Annotated in this window: 16 protein-coding genes; 12 read left to right on the top strand and 4 right to left on the bottom strand. The window is 63.0% G+C overall.

Annotated elements, in window-relative coordinates:
• The first annotated feature begins 4 nt into the window (after positions 1 to 4).
• From JHL16_RS20760 to JHL16_RS20745, 4 genes are all read left to right on the top strand, one after another.
• Positions 5 to 1210: an efflux RND transporter periplasmic adaptor subunit gene (locus JHL16_RS20760; protein WP_200186735.1), complete on the top strand. Its 1206-nt coding sequence runs from the start codon at positions 5 to 7 to the stop codon at positions 1208 to 1210.
• Entirely contained in the window at positions 1207 to 4287 is a 3081-nt protein-coding gene (locus tag JHL16_RS20755) for an efflux RND transporter permease subunit (protein WP_200186734.1), read from the top strand. The genes JHL16_RS20760 and JHL16_RS20755 overlap by 4 nt, the downstream gene beginning before the upstream one ends.
• 244 nt (positions 4288 to 4531) lie before the next feature.
• Positions 4532 to 5407 (top strand): fumarylacetoacetate hydrolase family protein, encoded by an 876-nt coding sequence (locus tag JHL16_RS20750; RefSeq protein WP_348647241.1) that lies wholly within the window; start codon positions 4532 to 4534, stop codon positions 5405 to 5407.
• Positions 5408 to 6496, top strand: coding sequence for an MBL fold metallo-hydrolase (locus tag JHL16_RS20745; RefSeq protein ID WP_200186733.1), 1089 nt, complete (start codon positions 5408 to 5410; stop codon positions 6494 to 6496).
• Between the two features lie 142 nt (positions 6497 to 6638).
• Here the strand turns inward: JHL16_RS20745 and JHL16_RS20740 are convergent, their stop codons facing one another.
• Complete coding sequence (locus JHL16_RS20740; RefSeq protein ID WP_200186732.1) at positions 6639 to 8240, bottom strand: ABC-F family ATP-binding cassette domain-containing protein; 1602 nt, start codon at positions 8238 to 8240, stop codon at positions 6639 to 6641.
• A gap of 384 nt (positions 8241 to 8624) precedes the next feature.
• Positions 8625 to 9785: a M24 family metallopeptidase gene (locus JHL16_RS20735; RefSeq protein ID WP_246770990.1), complete on the bottom strand. Its 1161-nt coding sequence runs from the start codon at positions 9783 to 9785 to the stop codon at positions 8625 to 8627.
• 84 nt (positions 9786 to 9869) lie between these two features.
• Here JHL16_RS20735 and JHL16_RS20730 point away from each other — a divergent pair, with 84 nt between their 5' ends.
• On the top strand, positions 9870 to 10199 hold the full coding sequence (locus tag JHL16_RS20730) for an L-rhamnose mutarotase (protein WP_200186730.1): 330 nt from the start codon (positions 9870 to 9872) through the stop codon (positions 10197 to 10199).
• Here JHL16_RS20730 and JHL16_RS20725 read toward each other — a convergent pair.
• Complete coding sequence (locus tag JHL16_RS20725) at positions 10190 to 12289, bottom strand: sensor histidine kinase (protein ID WP_200186729.1); 2100 nt, start codon at positions 12287 to 12289, stop codon at positions 10190 to 10192. The genes JHL16_RS20730 and JHL16_RS20725 overlap by 10 nt on opposite strands.
• A gap of 12 nt (positions 12290 to 12301) precedes the next feature.
• Between JHL16_RS20725 and JHL16_RS20720 the strand changes: the two genes are divergently transcribed.
• Both JHL16_RS20720 and JHL16_RS20715 read left to right on the top strand, forming a co-directional pair.
• Positions 12302 to 13024, top strand: coding sequence for a response regulator transcription factor (locus JHL16_RS20720; RefSeq protein ID WP_246770989.1), 723 nt, complete (start codon positions 12302 to 12304; stop codon positions 13022 to 13024).
• Between the two features lie 247 nt (positions 13025 to 13271).
• The gene (locus JHL16_RS20715; RefSeq protein ID WP_200186728.1) at positions 13272 to 14144 is read left to right on the top strand and encodes an outer membrane protein; all 873 of its coding nucleotides are present in this window, start codon (positions 13272 to 13274) and stop codon (positions 14142 to 14144) included.
• Positions 14145 to 14502: 358 nt separating this feature from the next.
• Here the strand turns inward: JHL16_RS20715 and JHL16_RS20710 are convergent, their stop codons facing one another.
• Positions 14503 to 15285: a DeoR/GlpR family DNA-binding transcription regulator gene (locus tag JHL16_RS20710; RefSeq protein ID WP_200187210.1), complete on the bottom strand. Its 783-nt coding sequence runs from the start codon at positions 15283 to 15285 to the stop codon at positions 14503 to 14505.
• Between the two features lie 564 nt (positions 15286 to 15849).
• On the opposite strand from JHL16_RS20710, the gene JHL16_RS20705 reads away from it, so the two are divergent.
• From JHL16_RS20705 to JHL16_RS20685, 5 genes are all read left to right on the top strand, one after another.
• A complete protein-coding gene (locus JHL16_RS20705; RefSeq protein WP_200186727.1) occupies positions 15850 to 17358 on the top strand; it encodes a sugar ABC transporter ATP-binding protein in 1509 nt (502 codons plus the stop codon).
• Positions 17355 to 18338: an ABC transporter permease gene (locus tag JHL16_RS20700; protein ID WP_200186726.1), complete on the top strand. Its 984-nt coding sequence runs from the start codon at positions 17355 to 17357 to the stop codon at positions 18336 to 18338. The genes JHL16_RS20705 and JHL16_RS20700 overlap by 4 nt, the downstream gene beginning before the upstream one ends.
• Positions 18335 to 19288: an ABC transporter permease gene (locus JHL16_RS20695; protein ID WP_200186725.1), complete on the top strand. Its 954-nt coding sequence runs from the start codon at positions 18335 to 18337 to the stop codon at positions 19286 to 19288. Before JHL16_RS20700 ends, JHL16_RS20695 begins: the two co-directional genes overlap by 4 nt.
• A 76-nt stretch (positions 19289 to 19364) precedes the next feature.
• Complete coding sequence (locus tag JHL16_RS20690; protein WP_200186724.1) at positions 19365 to 20471, top strand: autoinducer 2 ABC transporter substrate-binding protein; 1107 nt, start codon at positions 19365 to 19367, stop codon at positions 20469 to 20471.
• A gap of 149 nt (positions 20472 to 20620) precedes the next feature.
• Entirely contained in the window at positions 20621 to 22708 is a 2088-nt protein-coding gene (locus JHL16_RS20685; protein ID WP_200186723.1) for a bifunctional rhamnulose-1-phosphate aldolase/short-chain dehydrogenase, read from the top strand.
• The last annotated feature ends 9 nt before the right edge of the window (positions 22709 to 22717 follow it).

Below are 22717 nucleotides of genomic sequence, written 5' to 3'. Positions count from 1 at the left end.
TATCATGACGACCGATCTGAACAAAGCTGCGAACACGTCGAAGCCGAAACGGCGCTGGGGCATGATCCTGGTGAGCGTGTTGCTGGCGTTCCTCCTGATCGGCGGCGCCCTGGTCCTGCTCGACAGTCTCGAACCCGAAGCTTCGCCCGCCAGCACGAGCTCCGCCATCGAGTTACCACGCGTCACCACCATGCCGCTCGAAGAGCGCCAGATGGAGCGCAGCCTGGCGATCACCGGCACGCTGATGCCGCGCGACGAAATCTTCATCGGCACAGCACTTCAGGACCAGCGTATCCGTGAAGTGCTGGTGGAGGAGGGCGATCAGGTCGTTCAGGGCCAGGTGCTGATCCGGCTCGAGACCGACATTCTCACGACCAAGCTCAACGACGCCGACAGCCGGGTGGCGCGCGCCATCTCGGCCGTCGCCGAGAAGGAGGCGCAGCGCGCCGAAGCGGAAGCGAGCTTCCGCCGCACCGAGAAACTGCGCGAGACGGGCGTCGCCAATATCCAGACCTATGACGAACGCCGCGCCGCTTTCCTCACCGCCGATCACGCGCTGAAGGCGCTCAAGGCCGAGCTCACCCAGGCGGAAGCGCAAGTGGCGGAAGCGAAGCTGCAGCTCGAGCGCGCCGAGATCAAGGCGCCGGAAGCAGGCCTCATTTCCGAACGCCGGGCGCAGATCGGCGCCATGCCGGGGACCGATCCGTTGCTCAAGCTCATCCGCAATGGCGATGTCGAGCTCGCGGCCGACGTGCCCGAGGCCGATCTGCCGCTGGTCAAGCCCGGCCAGTTCGTGGCGGTCCGGTTCACCGGCATCGATCATGTCTTCGAAGGCGAAGTGCGCATCGTCGCCCCCAAGGTCGATCCGCGCACCAGGCTCGGCACCGTCAAGGTCATGCTGCCGAAGGACCCGATCGTCCGTCCCGGCATCTTCGCCAGAGGTGCCTTGCTCCTCGAGCGCCGCACTGTCGTTGCGGTCGCCGACACCGCCGTGCTCTTCGAGGAGCCCGGCAACAAGCCCTATGTCTATGTGGTCAATGACGAGCAGCGGGTGATGCGCCGCTTCGTCGAACCGGGCATGCGGCGTGATGGCTATGTCGAGATCCGCTCCGGCCTCGGCCCGCAGGAGCGCGTGGTGCGCAGCGCCTCGGCCTTCCTCCAGGAAGGTGACAAGATCCTGCCCGTCACGGAGACCGGTTCGCTCAAATGATGTCGAATATTTCCGCCTGGGCGATCAGGAGGCCGATCCCGACCATCCTGCTCTTCGTCGTGCTCACTTTGATGGGCTGGGCGTCCTTCGCCAAATTGCCGATCAATGCCGATCCGAATGTCTCGTTTCCGATCGTCAATGTTACGGTGACGCGTTCGGGCGCGGCCCCCGCCGAGCTCGAAACCCAGGTCACGCGCAAGGTGGAGAGCGCCGTCGCCGGGCTTGCCGGCGTGCGCCACATTACCTCGACCATCGAAGACGGCGTGTCGACCACGACGGTCGAGTTCCGTCTCGAGATGGATGTCGACCGCGCCACCAATGACGTGCGCGACGCCGTCGCCAATATCCGCAGCGACCTGCCGGGCGATGTCGAGGAACCGATCGTGGCGCGGCTCGATATCGAAGGCAGCGCCATCCTCTATTATGTCGTCCAGTCGCCGACCATGTCGCTGCGCGATCTCTCCTGGTTCGTCGAGGACACGATCGGGCGCGAATTGCTGGCGGTGCCGGGCGTGCAGAAATCGCAACGCTTTGGCGGCATCGAGCGCGAGATCAAGGTCGAGCTCGATCCGGCCAAGCTCACCGCTTTCGGCATCACCGCCGATCAGGTGAATACCGAGATCCGCAGCCTCAATGCCAATATGCCGGGCGGCCGCGCCGAGCTCGCCGGGCGGGAGCAGTCCGTGCGCACGCTGGGCAGCGCGCTCACCGTCGAAGCTTTCGCCGACACTCAGATCCCCCTGCCGGGTGAGCGCTGGGTGAAGCTCTCGACGCTCGGCACGATTGTCGACGGGGCGGCCGAGGAGCGCAGCTTCGCGCGGTATGATGGCCAGCATGTCGTCGGCTTCTCGGTGTCGCGCGCCAAAGGCTCGAGCGACACGACGGTCGCCGATGCGGTGGCCAAGAAGCTCGAAGAGATCGGCACGCGTTATCCGACGGTGAAAGTCCATCAGCTCGTCTCGACCGTCGACTATACGCGCGAAAGTTATGACGCGGCGATGGAAGCGCTGGTCGAAGGCGCCTTCCTTACCGTATTGGTGGTGTTCCTGTTCCTGCGCGACTGGCGCGCGACGCTCATCGCCGCCCTCGCCATGCCGCTGTCGATGCTGCCGACTTTCGTCGTCATGGATTGGCTGGGCTTCACGCTCAACAGCATCTCGCTCCTGGCGCTCACGCTGGTCATCGGCATCCTGGTCGATGACGCGATCGTCGAGATCGAGAATATCGACCGCCACATCCACATGGGCAAAAGGCCTTATCTCGCCTCGATCGAGGCGGCGGATGCGATCGGCCTCGCGGTGGTGGCCACCACCTTCACCATCGTCGCCGTGTTCACGCCGGTGAGCTTCATCGGCGGCATCATCGGCCAGTATTTCAAGCAGTTCGGCATCACCGTCGCCGTCGCGGTGCTGGCGTCGCTCCTCGTCGCCCGCCTGTTGACGCCGCTGATGGCGGCCTATCTGATGAAGCCGAAGAAGAAGCCCGAGCATGCCGAAGGCGGTGCGCGGCAATCGCGCCTCGTGGCGGGCTATCTGGGGCTCCTCGGCTGGACGCTCGACCATAAGATCACCTCGATCGCCACCGCGGTCGCCATCTTCATCGGCTCGATGGCGCTGACGCAGTTCCTGCCGTCGGGCTTCCTGCCGGTGAGCGACAGCAATCTCTCGACCATCAAATTCGAGCTGGCGCCGGGCGCCCGCCTCGCCGACACCGACAAGGTGGCGCTCGATCTGGTCGAAAAGCTGCGCCAGCGTCCAGAAGTCGCCCATGTGCTGGCGACGTCGAATGAGATTCGCAAGGCCGATCTGCTCGTGGTGCTGAAGCCGCGCGGCGAGCGCAACATCACCCGCCAGCAATTCGAAGTGGCGGTCAGGCCGCTCCTGCAGGCCGTTCCGGATATTCGCTTCACCTTCCAGAGCGATGGCGGTGGTGGCGGGCGCAATGTCTCGGTCGTGCTGGCCGGCGATGACCCGCAGAAGCTGACCCAGGCGGCGCAGGATCTTGCCGCCCAGATGAAGGGCCTCACGCAGATCGCCAATGTCGCCACGACCTTGCCGCTGCCGCAGCCGGAGCTTCTCATCCGTCCGCGCTTCGACGAGGCGGCGCAGCTCGGCGTCTCGATCGAGGCGATCGGCACCGCCTTGCGCATCGCCACGATCGGCGCCACCGACACGGGCTCGGCCAAGTTCAATCTCGGCGACCGGCAGGTGCCGATCCGCGTGGCTTTGATCCGCGAGGCGCGCGCCGATCTCGACGCTATAAGGTCGCTACGCGTCACCACGGCGTCAGGCGTCGCGGTGCCCTTGAGCTCGGTCGCCGATATCGGCTTCGGCACCGGCGAGGCGGCGATCGAACGCTTCGACCGCAAAAGGCGGGTCAATGTCGAGGCCGATCTCAACAATGCGACGATCGGCGACGCGCTTGGCGCGATCGCCCAGCTGCCGGCCATGAAGAACCTGCCCAATGGCGTGCAGGAGATCAAATATGGCGAAGCCGAATTCATGCAGGAAATGTTCATGAGCTTCGCGCTCGCCATGGCGACCGGCATCATGATGGTCTTCGTCGTGCTCATCCTGCTGTTCAAGGACTTCCTGCAGCCGGTCACGATCCTGATGGCGCTGCCGCTGGCGATCGGCGGCGCCATGATGGGCCTCCTGCTGTATGGCGCGGCGCTCGATCTCTCCTCGATCATCGGCCTTCTGATGCTGATGGGCATCGTGACCAAGAACTCGATCCTGCTCGTCGACTTCGCCATCGACCGCATGGAGCAGGGCATGAGCCGGCGCGAGGCGCTGCTGAAAGCCGGCGCCACGCGGGCGCGGCCGATCATCATGACGACCCTTGCCATGGTGGCCGGCATGCTGCCGGCGGTGCTGGGCTTCGGCGCCGGCGCCTCCTTCCGTGGCCCCATGGCGGTGGCGGTGATCGGCGGCCTCATCACCTCGACGCTCCTGAGCCTCGTCTTCGTGCCGGTGGTCTTCGTCTATATGGACATGCTGCGCGGCTGGATCGGCCGGAAGCTGTCGCGCCTTACCTCGGTGACGGAAGAGGACCGCAAGGCGGGAGCGGTGGGGTAACATTATACCCTCGCCCCCAACGGGGGAGAGGGAGGGACCCAATGCGAAGCATTGGGAGGGTGAGGGGGAACGGACAGTGCAGTTCTTCGCGAGCCAAAAAGGCTTGTCTGCCCATTCCCCCTCACCCTAACCCTCTCCCCGCAGGGGGAGAGGGGATATGCCTCCATGCTTGAGCTTTCATTCCTTACAAGGCATCGTGAGATGAAAAGCGGGCGCCGGGCGTAGATGTCCGGCGGGAGGTGCGGTGAAGATACGTCGTGAGCAGAGGCCGGGCGGCAGCGTCGTCCAGATCGAAAGGGATGGCGCCTGGACCGAGTTGAGCGACAGCGAGGCGGCGCAGCTCGGCTGGCTCCTTGCCTTGCCGCCGCCCGCCCATGGGACACTGCCGTTCCAGCCGCGCTCCTTTCGCGACGTGCTGCTTTATGAAGATCACTGGGTCCAAAGCTCGCGGGGTTATGTCCGGCGTTTCATGCCGGCCGCCTTCCGGGTGACCGCGCTTTACGAGAAACTCACCGGCGCGGTCTTTCCGGCCTTCCGGCCGCCGAAGCTCCTGGCGCGGCAGCCCATCTATTATTTCGGCAATCATCTCACCATGGTGGCGAGCGGCACACCGGTGAAGATACCCTCCTACAGCCGGGCGCTCGATTACGAGCTCGAGCTGGGCTGGGTGCTGGCCAGGCCGCTCTTCAACGCGACGCCCGATGAAGCGCTGGCGGCGGTCGGCGGGTTCGTCGTCGTCAATGACTTCTCGGCGCGCGATGTGCAGCGCGCCGAAATGCAATCGGGTTTCGGGCCGCAGAAGAGCAAACACTTCCTGAGCTCGATGTCGGTGACGATGGCCGGGCCTGAGAATATCCTGCCGCGCATCGATGCGCTCCCGGCGCGTGTCGAGATCAATGGCAAGCACGTCTCCTCTCTGACTTCCGCCGGCATGCGCTATTCGGTCGGCGAGGTACTGGCGCATCTTTCGCGCGACGAGCGGCTTCATCCGGGCGAGCTGATCGCCAGCGGCACCTTGCCGGGCGGCTCGGGTCTCGAAGCGGGCCGTCTCCTCCAAAGCGGCGACGAGTTGCGCCTCGTCATCGAGGAGGTGGGCGAGATCGTTCACCGGATCCTGTAGATGATGGACAAAGCCCAGTGGCTCACGGGACCCGACCGGAACGTGACGCGTTACGGCGAAGCGGCGAAATTCCGCGAGGGTCTCTATCGTCTGACGCCCCGGACCTATGCCTGGATGGTGCCGAACGGTTCCTGGGGCGAGACCAATCTCGGCCTCATCGAGTGCGGCGGCAAAAGTGTCGTCATCGATACCGGCTGGGATCTCCATTACGCGAATGAGTTCCTCGCCGCCGCCGCCGAGCTTATGGCGCGCTCGCCTGTTCACAGCGTGATCAACACCCATGCCGATGGCGATCACTGCTGGGGCAACCAGCTCTATGGTGACGTGCCGATCATCGCAACCCATGCCTGCATCGATCACATGCATCACATCGAGCCCCAATCGATGCGGCTTCTCGGCAAGGCCGCCTCCGTGATGAAACGGCTGCCGGTCGCCGGCATCGACGTGCTCGGCCATTATACGAGCGCGATGCTGGCGCCTTACGATTTCCGTGGCATCCGTCTCGTCGCGCCCAATCAAGGTTTTTCCGGCGAGACGACGGTCACGGTCAGTGGCATCGATCTCGTTCTCATCGAGCTGGGGCCGGCGCATACGCCGGGCGATGCGATGATCCATGTGCCGTCCGAGAAGGTGCTGTATGCGGGCGATATCCTGTTCGCCCACGGCACGCCGGTGGTGTGGGCGGGGCCGGTCGCCAATATCGTCGCCGGCTTGCGCAAGGTGCTGAGCCTCGATGTCGATATCATCGTCGCGGGACACGGACCACTCGCGACGCGCCCCGACGTCGAATTGCAGATCGCTTATTGGGAGCTCATCCAAGAGGAGCTGCATCGCCGCCGTGGCCAGGGCATGACCGCCGCCGAGGCGGCGAGCGATCTCCTGCTCGGCGTTGAGTTTCAGGCGACGACTTTCGCGCGCTGGGATTCGCCCGAGCGGTTGCTCCGCAATGCGCAGGCGCTCTACGAGGAATGGGGCGAGCGGCCGAGCCCGATGCCGGACAAGATCGCGCAGCTCAACACGATGCGCCAGCAAGCCCTGCTGGCGATGAAGCTGCCCGATGCGACGCCGCGCGTGATGCATCACAGATAAGAACAGGGAGTTCCCCTGATAATCCCTGCAGAATCTACAGGGGATCTGCAGCAGATTTGCAGGGGAAGAACAGGGAACAACAGAGGATTTGCGATTTCCGCTGTTCCTTGAGCCCTTCTCCCCCGGAACCATTTCCCGAATGTCACGGTCCGGCCCGCGATTGCAAGGGCATGTCCAGGCGCCGCGTGATGCCGATCCGGGCGAGGAATGTCTCGTCATGGCTGACCACCAACAGCGCGCCGTCATAGGCGGCGAGCCCGGCTTCAACCGCGGCGATCGAATCGAGGTCGAGATGGTTGGTTGGCTCGTCGAGGATCAGAAGGGATGGGGGCTCGCGCCCGCCGAGCACGCAGGCGAGCCCGGCGCGCAGCATCTGGCCGCCGCTCAAGGCGCCGACATTCTGCAGCGCCGCGTCGGCCCTGAACATGAAACGGGCGAGGGCGGCGCGGCAGGCATTCTCGTCGGCTTCAGGATTGAGGCGGCGGAAATTGTCGCGGATCGTGTCTTTGGGATCGAGCAGGCTGACCCGCTGGTCGAGCATGGCGAAACGGCTTTTCACCGCGACGTTTCCGGACCAAGGCTGCAATTTGTCGGCAATGAGCGCCAGCATCGTCGTCTTGCCGGAGCCATTGGGGCCGGTAACGGCGATACGTTCAGGTCCGGTGATGGTAAAGGTGAAATCGCTGAGCACCAGCCGGCCCGGCACGTAGCCCGCGGCGACATTCTCCAGTCGCAGCACCACGCGGCTCGCCGGCAGGCCGGTCGACGGCACCGTCACCGCCAAGGGTTGCAGGATCTCGATCCGCTTGCGGGCTTCGGCGGCCGCCTCCGCCGCGTCGCCGCGCCGGCCTTCGGCAAGGCGTCTCAGGGCGCCACTGGTATTTTCGCTCTTCTGCTTGAGGCCGCCCAGGACGATGCGCGGCATGTCGCCTTTTGCACCCTTCCGGTGACCGGCGCTGTCCTTGCGTGCCTTGCGCTCAGTGGCGAGCTGCGTCTTGCGATCGAGCTCGGCGACACGTTTCTCGGCATCGGCGAGATCGTGGCGCGCCGCCGCCAGCTCCAGCGCCTTGCGGTCCTGATAGGCGCTCCAATTGCCGCCATACCGCGTCATGCCGAGCGAAGTCAGCTCGACGATGGCGTCCATGTGGTCGAGCAATTCGCGATCGTGGCTGATCACGATGGCGCCGGCGCGCCAGTTGCTGAGCAGATCGATCACCGCCTGGCGGCCGTCGCGGTCGAGATTGTTGGTGGGTTCGTCGAGCAGCAGGAAATCGGGCTCGGCGAAGACCAGTGCGGCAAGGGCCGCCCGCGTGCGCTGGCCGCCGGAGAGCGTAGCGAGCGGCGTCGAGGCCTCCGCCGCAAGGCCGACGCGTGTCAGCGCTTGAGCGAGCCGTGAGGTGAGAGTCCACTCGGCATCGGCCAGCTCCCCCGCCGTCGCATCGCCGGTCTCGGCGCGGCGCAGCAACGCCAGTCCTTCCGTGACGCCGAAGAGATCGGCGATGGTTTCACCGTGCCGCAGCTGGACCGCCTGGGTGAGGATGCCGAGCCGGCCATTGACGGAAACCGTGCCCGTATGGGCGCTGAGCTCGCCGGTGATCAGCTTGAGAAGCGTGGTCTTGCCGACGCCGTTACGGCCGACGAGCCCGGTCAGCTCGGGCGCGAAGCTCAGATCGAGATTGACGAAGAGCGGACGGCCGTCAGAAGTGGCGTAGGACAGATGGGAGAGGACGATCGATGCAGACATGATGAATTTCCCTGATGGCAAGGCGGGTGGGCGTTGCGGTCAGGTTGAAATCCATTGCTGCGGTGGTCCTCGTGAAGTTGCGGGTGGGTGTTATTTAGGCAGGCGGCGGCGTTCGATCAAGGCCTGTGCTCGCGTGAAGGATCCGGGACTTACCTCGCCCCGCGAAGCGGGGAGAGGGAGGGGCCCATTGCGAAGCAATGGGAAGGTGAGGGGCGCCCGATCTCTTGGTGCAAGAATGCTCAACGGGTCTATTGGGACTGTGGCGCTGGTTAGAAAGAGGTAACAGGGATGCCCCTCACCCTCCCAACGCTGGCGCGTTGGGCCCCTCCCTCTCCCCACTCGCGCGGGGCGAGGGGAAGACGCTTTCGCCGGGGTGACGGACTGTCAGATCTTCCCGCGATTCCAGCCACGGCCGAGATCGCCGTAAGGTTCATAGCCGTCCTTCGTCACCGCCACGGTATCCTCGAGCTTCACATAGCCACGCTTAGGATGCGGCAATGTCGTTTCGATCGAGATGACCATGCCTTCCTCGAGCGGCAGGTCTTCGTCATAGGCGGGATAGGGAACGGGACCAGTGCCGGTCAGGCGCGGCGCCTCATGGGTGATCATGCCCATGCCATGGGCGCAGAAATGCATGATGCTGTGATGCGGCGCGCTCTTCCAGACCTTGCCGGACTCGACATAGATGTCGCCGCCGCGGGCGCCGGCCTTGATGGGCGTCCTCGCCGCCTGCTGGATCATCTCGACCTCACCGAGCAGATCTTTCAGTTCCTGGTCGGGCTCGCCCAGAAAGGCCATACGGCAGAGATCGCCGATATAGCCTTTGTAATTGCCGCCGGAATCGAGCGAGAGAAGCTCGCCCTTGTTCCAGGTGTCGGGCGAGGGCGAGCGGTTGTGGCTGGCGCCGACCGTGATCAGGCAATATTCGAAAGTGAGGCCGCGCTTGATCTCCTCGAGGCGCAAAGCCTCGTTCATTTCGCGCTTGGTTGCGCCCGGGCCATGGTTTTCCATCACTGCCAGCATGGACGAGACGACACCTTCGGAGGCCTTCTTCACCAAAGCCAGCTCTTCCGGCGTCTTGACGGCGCGCAGCCTTTCAAGCGGCAGGAGCGCATCGGCGATCTCGCAATTGGGCATCGCGTCGCGCAGAGCCGCATGGGCATCGGCGGGCAGGAAACTCATCTCGACGCCGATCGACCGGATGGTGCCGAGCTTCTTGAGGTGAGCCGCGGCCAAAGCGATCACGTCCTTGGTGCCCCAGGATTTCGTCTCGACCGTCGCCGGCCAGAATTTGTCGAGCTGGCGTTCATAGGTCTCGAGCCCGTTGCCGAAATAGGCGGCCTGGTCGGGCCGGCCCTTGGGATAGATCAGCACCGGCAGATAGCGGCTGACCCCGATCGCATCCATGAAGTCGAAGAAGAAGAAGCGATAGCCGCCGAGCAGATACTGGATATTGTGCTTGGAGGTGACGACGAGGACGTCGAGCCCTGCCTTGTCCATCAACCGGTCGAGCTTGGCCTGATCGAAAGGTACCGGTTTCGTCATGAGGTCTGTCTCCCTGGGCTTCATTCTTGCTGATGAGCTATTTGTGTTACAATAGCCGGAAGGTCGCCGGAAAGGAAACAGCGAATGCGCAGAATGGGTCTCGTCATCGGTCTCAGATCTGAGGTCATCCCGGAATATAAGAGGATCCATGCCGAGGTGTGGCCGGAGATCCTGGCGCTGATCAGCCGCTGCAATATCCGCAATTACACGATCTTCCTGCGCGAGCCGGAGAACCTGCTGTTCGCGAGCTGGGAATATCACGGGGAGGATTTCGAGGCCGACATGACGCTGATGCGCGCCGATCCGCGCATGCAGGATTGGTGGCGCATCACCGACCCGATGCAGGTGCCGCTCTCATCACGCAAGAAGACCGAATGGTGGGCGCCGATGGAAGAAGTGTTCCATCACGATTGAGCGGCGGCAGGCAGAAGCGCGCCACCGGGCCGGTGGAGGGGCAGCGAGAGGCGGAATGTCGACCCTCTGGCATCGCTCGCCACCAATGTGAGATCCCCACCATGCTGCCGGGCGATTTCTCGTGAAATATAGAGCCCGAGGCCGGAGCCTTTAGCCCGCTGGCCCGGGACGCGGTAATATTTCATGAATACGAGCTCGTGGTACTCGGCCGCCACGCCGATACCCCGGTCCATCACGTGTATGAACGCCAAGCCTCGATCAGTAGAAAGTCGAACAATCACGCAATCGGTCGCCGATGTGTATTTCAGTGCATTGTGGATCAGGTTATGCAGCGCAATCTCAACCAGGGTGGGGCTACCCTCTACAGTCGCTTCGTCAGCGAGAATGAAGCTCACGCGACTGGCGGCGTAATCATCCAGGGCCGCCCTGGCCGTGCGCAATACATCATTCAGCTCGAATATCTCCATCACGGCGGGCGGCGCTTGTCCTGCGCCGAGCCGCTCGTCGGCGAGGACATTCTCGATCAGCATGGACATTCTTTTTACCGTCTGCCTGATCCTGGTCGTGCGCAGCTTGATGTTGTCGATGCTCACGGGCGAGGAAAGCGAGAGGTTCTCCGCGGCGGCCGCGATAACGGCCAAGGGAGCACGAAAGTCATGCGACACCAAGGTCACAAAATTCCGTTGCTGAGCCAGGGCGTCGTTGACCTGGTCGAGAGACCGCCTGAGCTTGGCCTCCAGCAGGTGACGCCGGTCTATTTCCGTGTTGAGCGTGGCATTCCGCTCCGCCAGCTCCGCGGTCCTCTCGCGCACCTTGACCGTCAACTCCTGCTCAGCCGATCGTGACAAGGCAATGGCGCGATCCTTCTCGGCGCTCAGACTGCGCTCGGCGAGCTGCGCGCGCCGCGCGACGGCCGCGCTCAGCAGCACCAGATGAATCAGGATCCCGACGGCCATGACCCTGGCGAGGGAGCTGTCGATCCGGAACGGATTGGCTCCGGTATATTGCATCTGCATGACCAGGCTGATGGCGATCACGCTCGCAAAGGCGATCGCCGGCAGCAGATACTGATATTGCCGTCGGAACATGATCAGATAGAGAGCAAACAGGGCAATGAAGATGAAAGACCATTGCTGCAGCCGCGACACGAACAGCCCCACGTCACCGTAGTGACCGGCAACCGCGAACAGCAAGGCGATGAAGTTGAGAAGGACGATGGCTTGTGCGACGCGCCAGGCCCAGATCCCGTGGCGGTGGAGTTCGAACAGCCGGGCCAGAAACAGCACCATGACCACGCTGTACAGGCAGACTATGGCGCCCCAGCTTCGATAGATCTGCTGTTCCTCGAGGAAGAACAGGAGCTCGGCGGCATAGCCCATATGAAAGACGGTCAGCAGTCCGGCTTCGAGAAGGACGGCCGCATAGAGGAGGTATAGAGAGTCGCGCAGCCAGGCGGCGTAAAGGAGATTGGCAAGCATCATGGCGCCAATGGCGCCGACCACTATTCCCATGATCCAATCGTCGGAACGACGATAATTCTCATAGCCCCGCTCCTGCCAGATGTTGAATGACGTGGTCATCGACGTCGACGACTGGAGGCGAACATAATATTCGCTCTCTGCCAGCGGCACGGAGATTCGAAAGAGATTCGGATAGGCGCGAACCTCGCTTTCATCTTCCGGATAGACGTGGCGTGGAGGCGAGATCGCCAGGCGTCCCGCTCCATCAGGAACATAGAGCGTGACCTGTTCGATCAGAGGTCGCTCCACTTGCAACAACCACTGATTGCCGGCCGTCGGGGCGGACAAGGAGAAGCGGACCCAGACAGCTGCGTCCTTTCGATAGCCTTCGGTCAGCATCGACGGGATGGGCTTGAAGTCCAGACCCCGGCGGCCGGAAATGATGTCGTCTATCGTCAGCACGCCGGTCGGATCATGCAAGACGGCGAGATGGCCGCCGAGCGAGACGGGATCTTTGATTCCGTCAGCCGTATTCAATTGAAGGGCCGATGATTTCTGCGACGCAAGACATCCGAACAGGATGGACAAAACAATGATTATGTGAATACGGATGTTGAAGAAGTGCTTCATGGGGGATGCTGGATGATGGCGGAGGAAGTATCTAAGCAGGGTGGCGCCACGATCACTCCCCTGGTCTATCTTGTCGATGACGACGGGGATTTCCGTGACGAAATGGTCCTTGGATTATCCAGCTTGGGCCTGGAGGCGCATGGATTTCACGATGCCGCCGCGCTCTATCGCGTCTGCGCGGCCAGGCCGCCCGATATCGTCGTCCTCGATATTGGTCTGGACGGTGAAGATGGCCTGAGCATCGCCGCCCATTTGCGGGTGTCGCAATCGCTCGGCATCGTCATAGCAACGGCGCGGAGCTCCGTGGACGACCGGGTTGACGGCCTCATGAAGGGCGCAGACGCTTATCTCGTCAAGCCAATCGACGTCCGCGAACTCGCGGCTACGGTCGTCACGCTCAACGAACGCCTCAAAGGCCTGCGGGCAGCTTCGCGGCCGCTGCCCGCGACCCCAAAATGGGCGCTGGTGGAAAGCGGCTGGGTGCTCACCGATGGGCTTGGCCACCGTCTCCGCTTGACCACTTCGGAACAACGTTTCCTCGGACGCCTGTTCAGCGAACGCGGCAAGACCGTCGAACGGCGCGTGCTTGTCGAAGCCTTGGGGGCGGATGTGTATGATTTCAATTACGGTCACCTGGACACCATCGCGAGCCGCCTGCGCCGGAGAGCGGAAAAATCCAACATGTCTCTTCCCCTGCACACCATTCGCGGATCAGGCTTCACCTTCAGCGATTAGGATGATCCTGCGTCTGTTGTCTAGATAAAGTTGGTTCGTCGCAGAACCACTGCAAGTAGCGGTCCTTCGCCGATGCGCGTGTCACGCCGCGCCGGAGAGCATTTGCAAGAGAGTCGACCGCGACGCTTGGCGTCTATCCGAATGAGTGACAGCAAGTGACATGATCCGACAGCTACTGTGTTTGTTGAAGATCGATCGATGCAATAAATCTGGCCCGGCGAGAGGTGAAGCTTCGAAGGGGCTGAATATGAAAATTGCGATTGGTCTTGGAACTTTTGCGTTTGTCCTGGCGCTCGGCGCCGCCGGTGCCCAGGCTGCTGATGTGGAATCCGCGTCTGAGGAGTCATTTGACTGGAGCGGCTTTTATGTGGGTGTTCACGGTGGCTATGGCCAGGGAAAGTCGAAATACTCATACGAAGGACACACGGAATATTGGGACGACAATCTCACGGATCCGACAGCTCCCGGAGATCCTGGTTACGGAACCGGAGATACTCTTCAGTTGTATCCCGAGTTTTCCAATGAACACAGCGGTGGCAACTCGCAGGATCTGAGTGGCGCATTCGGTGGCGCGCAAATCGGCTATAATCTTCAGCTTTCGAGCTTGGTCATCGGGGCGGTAGCTGACATTTCGGCCGCCGATTTCGAGAGTGACACCGCCAACATAACCATTGGCGATTCCGGAAACTTTGGCAGCGGTAGTGATTTTTCTGTCAGCAGCAAGGTCGACTGGTTTGGCACGATCCGTGGCCGCGCCGGCATCGCCTTGGACAAAGTGCTCTTTTACGGCACCGGCGGCCTTGCCTATGGCCGTGTGAAGACGTCGTATGACTATAGCGTCGATGGTGATGATTACAGCGGATCGACATCCGCGACGAAGTGGGGTTGGACCGCTGGCGGTGGCGTCGAATTCGCGCTGACCAGGAACATCACACTCGGTACCGAATATCTGTATGTCGATCTCGGCAAGAGTGACGTGCTTGATGGAAGCCATGAGATTGACCGCGTCGATCACGTCAACGGAGGCGTTTGGACGGGTTACTCGGGCTACTATCTGGATTCGATGAGTGCGGAGACGCAGTTCCATACCGTCAGGGCCACACTGAACTACAAGTTCTGATCAAGAAATGGCGACAGGAGGCGCGCTTTCGAGCTTGCTCTGCTGCCCAGATGTGGGAACGCGGCGGACGCTGGCTGAAGCGCAGGACCACGAGCGAAAGCACCGTAATAACACCGGTGCTTTCGCCCGTGTCGACCTCCCCGTCGCCGAACCCTCCGAAGTAAGCGATGGCAAATCGCTTGACTTCCAAGACCGTCGCTTCCTCCGCTTCGCGCCGGAAGGAGAAGGATGTATGAATTTGAGGGCGTCCACGGGATGAGAGGCTAGCCGAAGGCTGGGTCAGGGTTTTCTGCTTCAGCCCGACCGCTGATTCAGAAGAGCCCTCATCCGTCCTCTCCTCGCGAGCTTGCCGCCCAAGTCACTCCCCCGTACCCACCTTCGCTATGATGGTGCGGATGCCGGCGTCCTCCAGCATCTTGGCGTGCTCGGTGGAGAGACCGTCATCGGTGATGAGGGTGGAGATGCGCGACAGCGGCAGCACCGTGTAGCGGGTGCGGATCGCGAATTTTCGGCTGTCGGCGAGCAATACCAATTCGTCGGCGCGCGACAGCAGCCGTTCGGATTCGCGCGCGATCAGCGGGTGCGATTCCATGATGCCGTTGGGGCCGATGCCCTGGGCGCCGAGAAACAGTTTCGAGGCGAAGAAATCGGGCGGGCCTGAGGCCTGGGCATAAAGAATGCCGGGCTCGCGATAGAGCTCGCCGCCGCCCAAGGTCAGATGGCAGGAGCCGTCTTCCCACAGACGCGCGGCGAGCGGCATCGAATTGGTGTAGATCCGCACATTGCGGCGGGCGAGCCGCAGTGCGAAGAGATAACAAGTGGTGCCGCCATGGATGATGATGGCGTCGCCGTCGCGCACCAGCGCTTCCGCCTCGCGCGCAATGGCGCGCTTGGCGTCGACCGCCAGCATGCGGTTCTCCTCGAAGGGACGGGCGGCGAGACGCTCCGGCGCGTCGTCACGCTCGGCAGCGGCGATGCCGCCGAAGACTTTGCGCACATTGCCGATCTCATGCAGCTTGGCGATGTCGCGGCGGATGGTGGCGGGCGAGACCTTCAGCACGTCGAGCAGGTCCTTCACCGTCGCGAAGGGACGCTCCTTCAGCTCATCGAGAATGAGGCGGTGGCGTTCGCTTTCATCCATGGCGCGAGGCACAGATTTTACCTCGCCCCGCGAAGCGGGGAGAGGGAGGGGCCCATTGCGAAGCAATGGGAGGGTGAGGGGCGCCTGGTCTCTTGGTGCAAGGATGGCGTGGCGCCTCAATTCGCGTGCAGGGAGAAGAAGGGGTAACAGGGATGCCCCTCACCCTCCCAACGCTGGCGCGTTGGGCCCCTCCCTCTCCCCGCTGAAGCGGGGAGAGGCGGTTACAATGATCGGCGATGATCATCGTCGTGATCACGCGCTCACGCTGATTTGTCATATGATTGCGATTCATGGCTTGACCATAATTGCTCATCATTGTTCAATCTTAATCACAACGGGGCCGTCATGCAACGGCGTGTTCAGGCTCCGAGGCTTCCGCGAGCGGTCCGGATTCTATCGTGGAAATCCAATAAAATAGGCGAATCCGGATGGGAGGAGCAGGCGCATGCGCGGCATCGCAGCGGTTTTTCGCCAAGCCGTCAGGAGGACCAGCCGGTCCGGCGCCTCTCGTCATACCCGAGCAGATTTGAGCAAATATAATCATCATGAGCGCGGGGCCGCGCCATGACGCCGCTGGTCGAACTCACGGGCATCTCGAAGTCCTTCGTCGGCGTCAAAGTGCTCGACCATGTCGATTTCGACGTGCGCCCGGGCGAGGTGCATGCGCTGCTCGGTGAAAACGGCGCCGGCAAATCCACCCTGATCAAGATCATCGCCGGCGTGCATGCGGCTGACGAAGGCGAGATCCGGATCGGCGGCGAGGCGATGAAATTTGCCAATCCCGGCCAGGCGGTGAAAGCCGGCATCGCCATCGTCTATCAGGAGCTGCTGCTGTTCCCCGAGCTTTCGGTCGCCGAGAATATCTTCCTCAATCACGCGCCGCGCACGGGGTGGGGCGGGCTCGACTGGGCCGAGATGCGCCGCAAGGCGCGCGCACTGCTCGATGATCTCGAGTCGCATCATCTCGATGTCGACACCAAGGTCGGCTCACTGTCGGTCGCCAACCGGCAGCGCATAGAGATCGCCAAGGCGCTGTCGCAGAATGCCCGCGTCGTCATCATGGACGAGCCGACCGCATCGCTCGCCGAAGGCGATGTGCAGCAATTGATGACGATCATCCGGCGCCTGCGCGAAAGGGGCGTCGGCATCGTCTATGTGAGCCACAAGCTGCCGGAGATCTTCGCGCTGGCCGACCGGGTCACCGTGCTGCGCGACGGCCATTATGTGGGCACCAAGGATATCAAGGAAGTGACCGAACGCTCGCTCGTCGCGATGATGGTGGGCCGCTCAATCGACCAGCTCTTTCCCAAGGAAGATGCCCCGATCGGCAAGGTGCTGCTCGAATTGCGCGGCGTCTCTCATGGGAAGCAGGTGCGCGATGTGTCCCTCACTTTGCGCGCCGGCGAGATCCTCGGCATTGCCGGGCTGGTCGGCTCAGGGCGGACCGAGACGGCGCTCACCATTTTCGGCATCACGCCGGCGACCGCGGGCACGATCCTGATCGACGGCAAACCGGTCCAGATCAGCTCGCCGCAGCAGGCGCGCGATCTCGGCATCGCCTATGTGCCGGAGGATCGCGGCCTGCAGGGCCTGGTGCGGCCGCAGACCATCGCCGAGAACATCTCGCTCACCGTGCTCAAGAAACTCGCGCGTGGCTTCATCGTCGATCGCGGCAAAGAGGATTCACTCGCCCGCGACTTCATCAAGCGGCTCGGCATCAGGGCACGCGGTCCCGGCCAGGCGGCGCGCCAGCTGTCGGGCGGCAATCAGCAGAAAGTGGTGCTCGCCAAATGGCTCGCCGCGGAGCCCCGCATCCTCATCATGGACGAGCCGACGCGCGGCATCGATGTCGGCGCCAAATCGGAAATCCATGCGCTGATGTCGAAGCTGGCGCAGAACGGCCTCGCCATTCTCATGATTTCGAGCGAATTGCCGGAAGTGCTGGGCATGAGCGACCGCGTGCTGGTCATGAATGGCGGGCGCATCGTCGCCGAGATCGCCCGCAAGGACGCGACGCCGGAAACGGTCGGCGCCGCCATGACGCTGGTGCAGGAGCGGGAGGCCGCGGCATGAGCGACATCGCGCTCCCGGTCAGGCGGCCCTCCAGCTTCGCGCGGCTCTTCGAGGCCTATGGCCAGGAGATCGTCGTGCTCGCCGCCATCGTGGTGCTGTTCGCCATCGTCGGCTTGGTCAATCCGCGCTTCCTCTCCGACACCAATCTCACCAGCATCTTCTCCGGCAATGCCTATATCGCGGTAGCGGCGATCGGCATGGCGATGGTGATCATCTCCGGCCATATCGACGTCTCGGTCGGCTCGCTCATCGGCGTGCTCGCCACCATTGCCGGCACGCTGGCAGTGTCGGGCTATCCGATCTGGGTCGCCTGGCTGGTGCCGGTGCTCGTCGGCATCGCCATCAATACCTGTCTCGGCGCGCTCATCGCCTATATGCGCATTCCGTCCATCGTGGCGACGCTCGGCATGCTGTCGATCCTCAAAGGCGGCCTCATCAGCGCCACCGGCGGCACCTGGATCACCGGCATGCCGCCCGGCTTCTTCATCGCGCAGGCGCGGCTCTTCGGCATTCCCTCGCCCGTCTATTTCATGGTTGTCCTCACCATCCTCGTCGCCCTGTGGATGCGCTATTCGGCGACCGGGCGCTCGATCTATGCGGTGGGCGGCAATGCGGAAGCGGCGCGCGCCTCCGGCCTCAATCCGGAGCGCACCTGCGTCCTCGTCTTCGCGCTGCATGGCTTCTTCGCCGGCATCGCGGCGCTTTTGTTCGCCACGCAATTGCAGGTCATCCAGTCGACCGTGCCGCCCAATCTCGAGCTCACCGTCATCACCGCGGCGGTGATCGGCGGCGTCTCGATCCTCGGCGGCACCGGCACGGTGATCGGCTCGACACTCGCCGCCATTCTCTTCGCCTGCATCGGCTCGGCGCTCATCTTCCTCAATGTCTCGGCCTATTGGCTGCGCGCCGTGCTGGGGCTCCTGATCCTCGCCACCGTGCTCGCCGACATGGCGCGGCGCCGCCGGGGTCTCTCGCCATGAGCGCCGCGTGGAAGAATCTGCTGTTGCGCCATGAGACGATCCTCGGCGTCCTTCTCGTCATCACGCTGATCGTGCTCGCCTTCCAGTCCGACCGCTTCTTCACCGCCGACAATCTGCTCAATCAGGGAAGACTGATGGCCGAGGTCGGCTTGGTGGCGCTCGCCATGACTTTCGTCATCGTCACCGGCGGCATCGATCTGTCGGTCGGCTCGATCCTGGGCCTCGTCGCGATATTGCTCGGCGTGTTCTGGCAGAAGCTCGGGCTTCCGCTGCCGCTCGCCATGATGCTGGGCATCGTGGTCGGCGGCGTGGCGGGACTCGTCAACGGGCTCATCATCACGCGCTTCGGCGTGCCGCCGCTCATCGCCACGCTCGCCACCCTGGCGCTCTATCGCGGGCTGGCCGAAGGCATCAGCCAGGCGCGCTCGGTCAGAGGTTATCCCGACTGGTTCTTCATGCTGGGCCAGGGCGAGTTTCTGGGCGTGCCGGTGCAATTGTGGATCTTCGGCCTCTGCGCCGTCATCGCCGCGGTCATTCTCGGGCTCTCCACCTTCGGGCGCGCCACCTATGCGATCGGATCCAATGCGGTCGCGGCGCGGTTCTCAGGGCTGAGTGTCGACCGCAGCCTGCTGCTCATCTACACGGCCTCCGGCCTGATCGCCGGGCTCGCCGCGGTCATCTTCGTGTCGCGCGTCTCGACCACACGCTCCGACATGGGCACCGGGCTCGAGCTCGATGTCATCACCGCGGTGGTACTGGGCGGCACCAGCATCTTCGGCGGGCGCGGCACCATCATCGGCACGCTGCTCGGCCTCGGCCTGATGCAGGCGTTGAAAAACGGACTGGCCCTGGCGGGGGTGAAAGGCGACGGCACCATCGTGGTGATCGGCGCCGTGCTCATCGGCACCATCCTCATCAGCAACATCTTTCGCAAGGACGCAGACGGTTGATCGAAATGGGAGAGTCCGGGCCACGACCGTCGGCATGTAACACACAAGGCTTGGACAGAAGCGCAAGGAGCATGAAATGATACGCAAGACATTATTTGCTGCCGCCGCTCTCGCCGCCATGGCGGGAAGCGCCTTTGCCGCCTCGGCCTGGACCGGCGGCGACGACCTGCCGACCAACCCGCTTGCCTGCGACGGCACGGCAGGTGCGGCCGCCGCCAAACCCTATGATGGCGGCGAACCCACCGGCGCGCCCGATCGCAAAGGCAAGAAGATCACCGTGGTCGACGTGCCGAAGCTGATCGGCATCGGCTATTTCAACGCCACCTCGAAAGGCATCGCCGACGCCGCCAAGGAGCTCGGCAATGTCGATGCCAAGACCGACGGGCCGACGCAGGCCAATATCGACCAGCAGATCACCTTCATCGACAATTACATCACCAGCGGCGTCGACGGCATATTGTTCGCCGCCAATGATCCGGTCGCCATCGCGCCGGTGCTGAAGAAGGCCCTGTCCAAGGGCATCAATGTCGTGGGCTACGACGCCAATTCGCAGCCCGATGCGCGCCAGTGGTTCGTCAACCAGGCCGAGTTCAACGGCATCGCCAAGGCCATGGTCGACAACCTGGCCAAGGAGATCGGCGAGGAGGGCGCCTTCGCCATCGTCACCTCGACCTTCACCACGCCGAACCAGGCGCGCTGGATCGCCGAGATGGCGGCCTATGCGGAGAAGTGCCATCCCAAGATGAAGTGGCTGGAGACGGTCGAGGCGCAGGAGGACAATGTCCTGTCGTTCAACCAGGCGACCACGCTCATCAACAAATATGGCGATGAGCTGAAAGGCATCTTCGGCATGACCAGTGTCGCGACGCCGGCGTCGGCCGAAGCTGTGACGCAGGCCAACAAATGCGGCACGATCGCCGTCGTCGGCCTCGCCACGCCCAATGCGATGAAGCCTTATGTCGAGAAGGATTGCGTGAAGTCGGTGGTGCTGTGGAACCCGGTCGATCTCGGCTATGCCGCGATGCAGGTGCTGCGCGCGGTCGCCGATGGCGATCTGAAGCCCGGCGCCACGTCGGTGAAGGCCGGCAAGCTCGGCGAGCTCCAGGTCATCAACGGCTCGGAGATCCTGCTCGGCGCCCCCTTCGTCTTCTCGAAGGAGAATATCGGGCAGTTTGATTTCTAAAGACGACTTTCACTCTCACCAATATTTCCCCTCTCCCGCTTGCGGGAGAGGGGAACACCCTCATCCGGCCTTCGGCCACCTTCTCCCGCAGGCGGGAGAAGGGGAACGGAACGGTAGAGGGGCTAGATGACAACGAAAGGTTAGTATCCATGACGAAGACCGCCATTCCCGATCTGTGGGACGACAAGATCGCCGCCAGCTTGAGCGAGCCGGGGCTCTTGCTCTATCGCTCGAACCTGTTGGGCAGCGATCTCAGGATCACCAATTTCGGCGGCGGCAATACTTCGGCCAAGGTGAAGATGACCGATCCGTTGACGCGCCGGGAGGAGACGGTGCTGTGGGTGAAGGGATCGGGCGGCGATCTGGGCTCGATGAAGCTCGACGGCTTTTCGACGCTCTATCTCGACAAGCTTTATGCGCTGAAAGGCCTCTATCGCGGTATCGACCATGAAGACGAAATGGTCGATTACCTGCCGCATTGCACCTTCAATCTCAATCCGCGCGCGGCCTCGATCGATACGCCGCTGCATGGTTTCGTGCCGGCGATCCATGTCGACCACATGCATGCCGATGCGGTGATCGCCATTGCCGCGGCGAAGGATTCGGAGAGTCTGACGAAAGACATATTCGGCGATGAGATGGGCTATCTGCCGTGGCAGCGGCCGGGCTTCGATCTCGGCCTCAAGCTCGGCGAAATGGCGGAGAAGAATCCGCATTTCGTCGGCGTGGTGCTGGGCGCCCATGGGCTCTTCACCTGGGGGGCGACGGCCAAGGAGTCCTATCAGACCACTTTGCGCATCATCAACAAGGCGGCCGACTGGCTGGAAGACCATCGCGCCAAGCCGTCCTTCAAGGGCGCGCGTTTCGACAGCCTCGGCGCCCAGGAGCGCGCCGATGTCGCACGGCGGCTGATGCCGGAAATCCGCGGCCGCATCGCCAAGGACGAACGCAAGATCGGCCATTTCACCGATGCGCCGGAAGTGCTCGATTTCGTCAACAGCAATGCGCTCGATGCGCTGGCGCCGCTCGGCACGTCCTGCCCCGACCATTTCCTGCGCACCAAGATCAGGCCGCTGGTGCTGCCTTATGACCCCAAGACGCGCAATCTCGATCAGGTGGTGGCCGGGCTCGATGAGACGCTGGAGGCCTACCGGCAGGATTATGCCGCTTATTATGAGCGCGCCAAACATCCCAACTCGCCCAAGATGCGCGATCCCAATGCGATCATCTATCTGGTGCCGGGTGTCGGCATGCTGTCCTTCGCCAAGGACAAGGCGACGGCGCGCATCGCGTCGGAATTCTATGTGAACGCCATCAATGTCATGCGGGGAGCCTCGGGTGTGTCGGACTATGTCGGGCTGCCGGCGCAGGAGGCGTTCAATATCGAATATTGGCTGCTCGAAGAGGCGAAGCTGCAGCGCATGCCGAAGCCGAAGAGCCTCGCGGGACGCATCGCTTTCGTCACAGGGGGCGCGGGCGGCATCGGCCAGGCGATCGCGCACCGGCTTCTGAGCGACGGGGCCTGCGTGGTCTTCGCCGATATCGACCAAACGGCGCTCGATGCGACGGTCGCGGGCTTCGGTGCGCGTTTCGGCAAGGACCAGGTGCATGGCGTGCTGCTCGATGTCACCCAGGAGGACGCCGTCATCGCCGCGATGGCGGAAACGGTCCTGCGTTATGGCGGCGTCGACATCGTCGTCAACAATGCCGGCATCTCGTCGGCGGCTGCCGTCGAGGACACGACGCTCGAGCTTTGGAACAAGAACATGTCGATCCTCGGCACCGGCTATTTCCTGGTGGCGCGCGAAGGCTACCGGCTGATGAAGACGCAGAAGCTCGGCGGGTCGATGGTGTTCATCGGCTCGAAGAATGCGATCGCCGCCTCGGCCGGCGCGTCCGCCTATTGCACCGCCAAGGCGGCGGAAGTGCATCTGGCGCGCTGCATGGCGCTGGAAGGGGCGCCGCTCGGCATTCGCGTCAATGTCGTCAATCCGGATGCGGTGCTGCGCGGCTCGAAGATCTGGCAGGGCGAATGGCGCCAGCAGCGGGCGCAGTCGAACAAGATCAAGGAAGAGGAGCTCGAGGAGTTCTACCGCAAGCGGTCATTGCTGCAGCGTTCGGTCTATCCTGAGGATATTGCGGAGGCCGCCTATTTCTTCGCGTCCGACCTTTCCGCCAAGTCGACCGGCAATTTCCTCAATGTCGATGCCGGCAATGCGACGAGTTTTACGCGGTGATCAAATACC

This window comes from Taklimakanibacter albus, assembly GCF_016595235.1.
Taxonomy (GTDB): domain Bacteria; phylum Pseudomonadota; class Alphaproteobacteria; order Rhizobiales; family Aestuariivirgaceae; genus Taklimakanibacter; species Taklimakanibacter albus.
The sequence above is the reverse complement of the archived record's forward strand: the minus strand, read 5'-3'. Positions and strand labels throughout refer to the sequence as shown.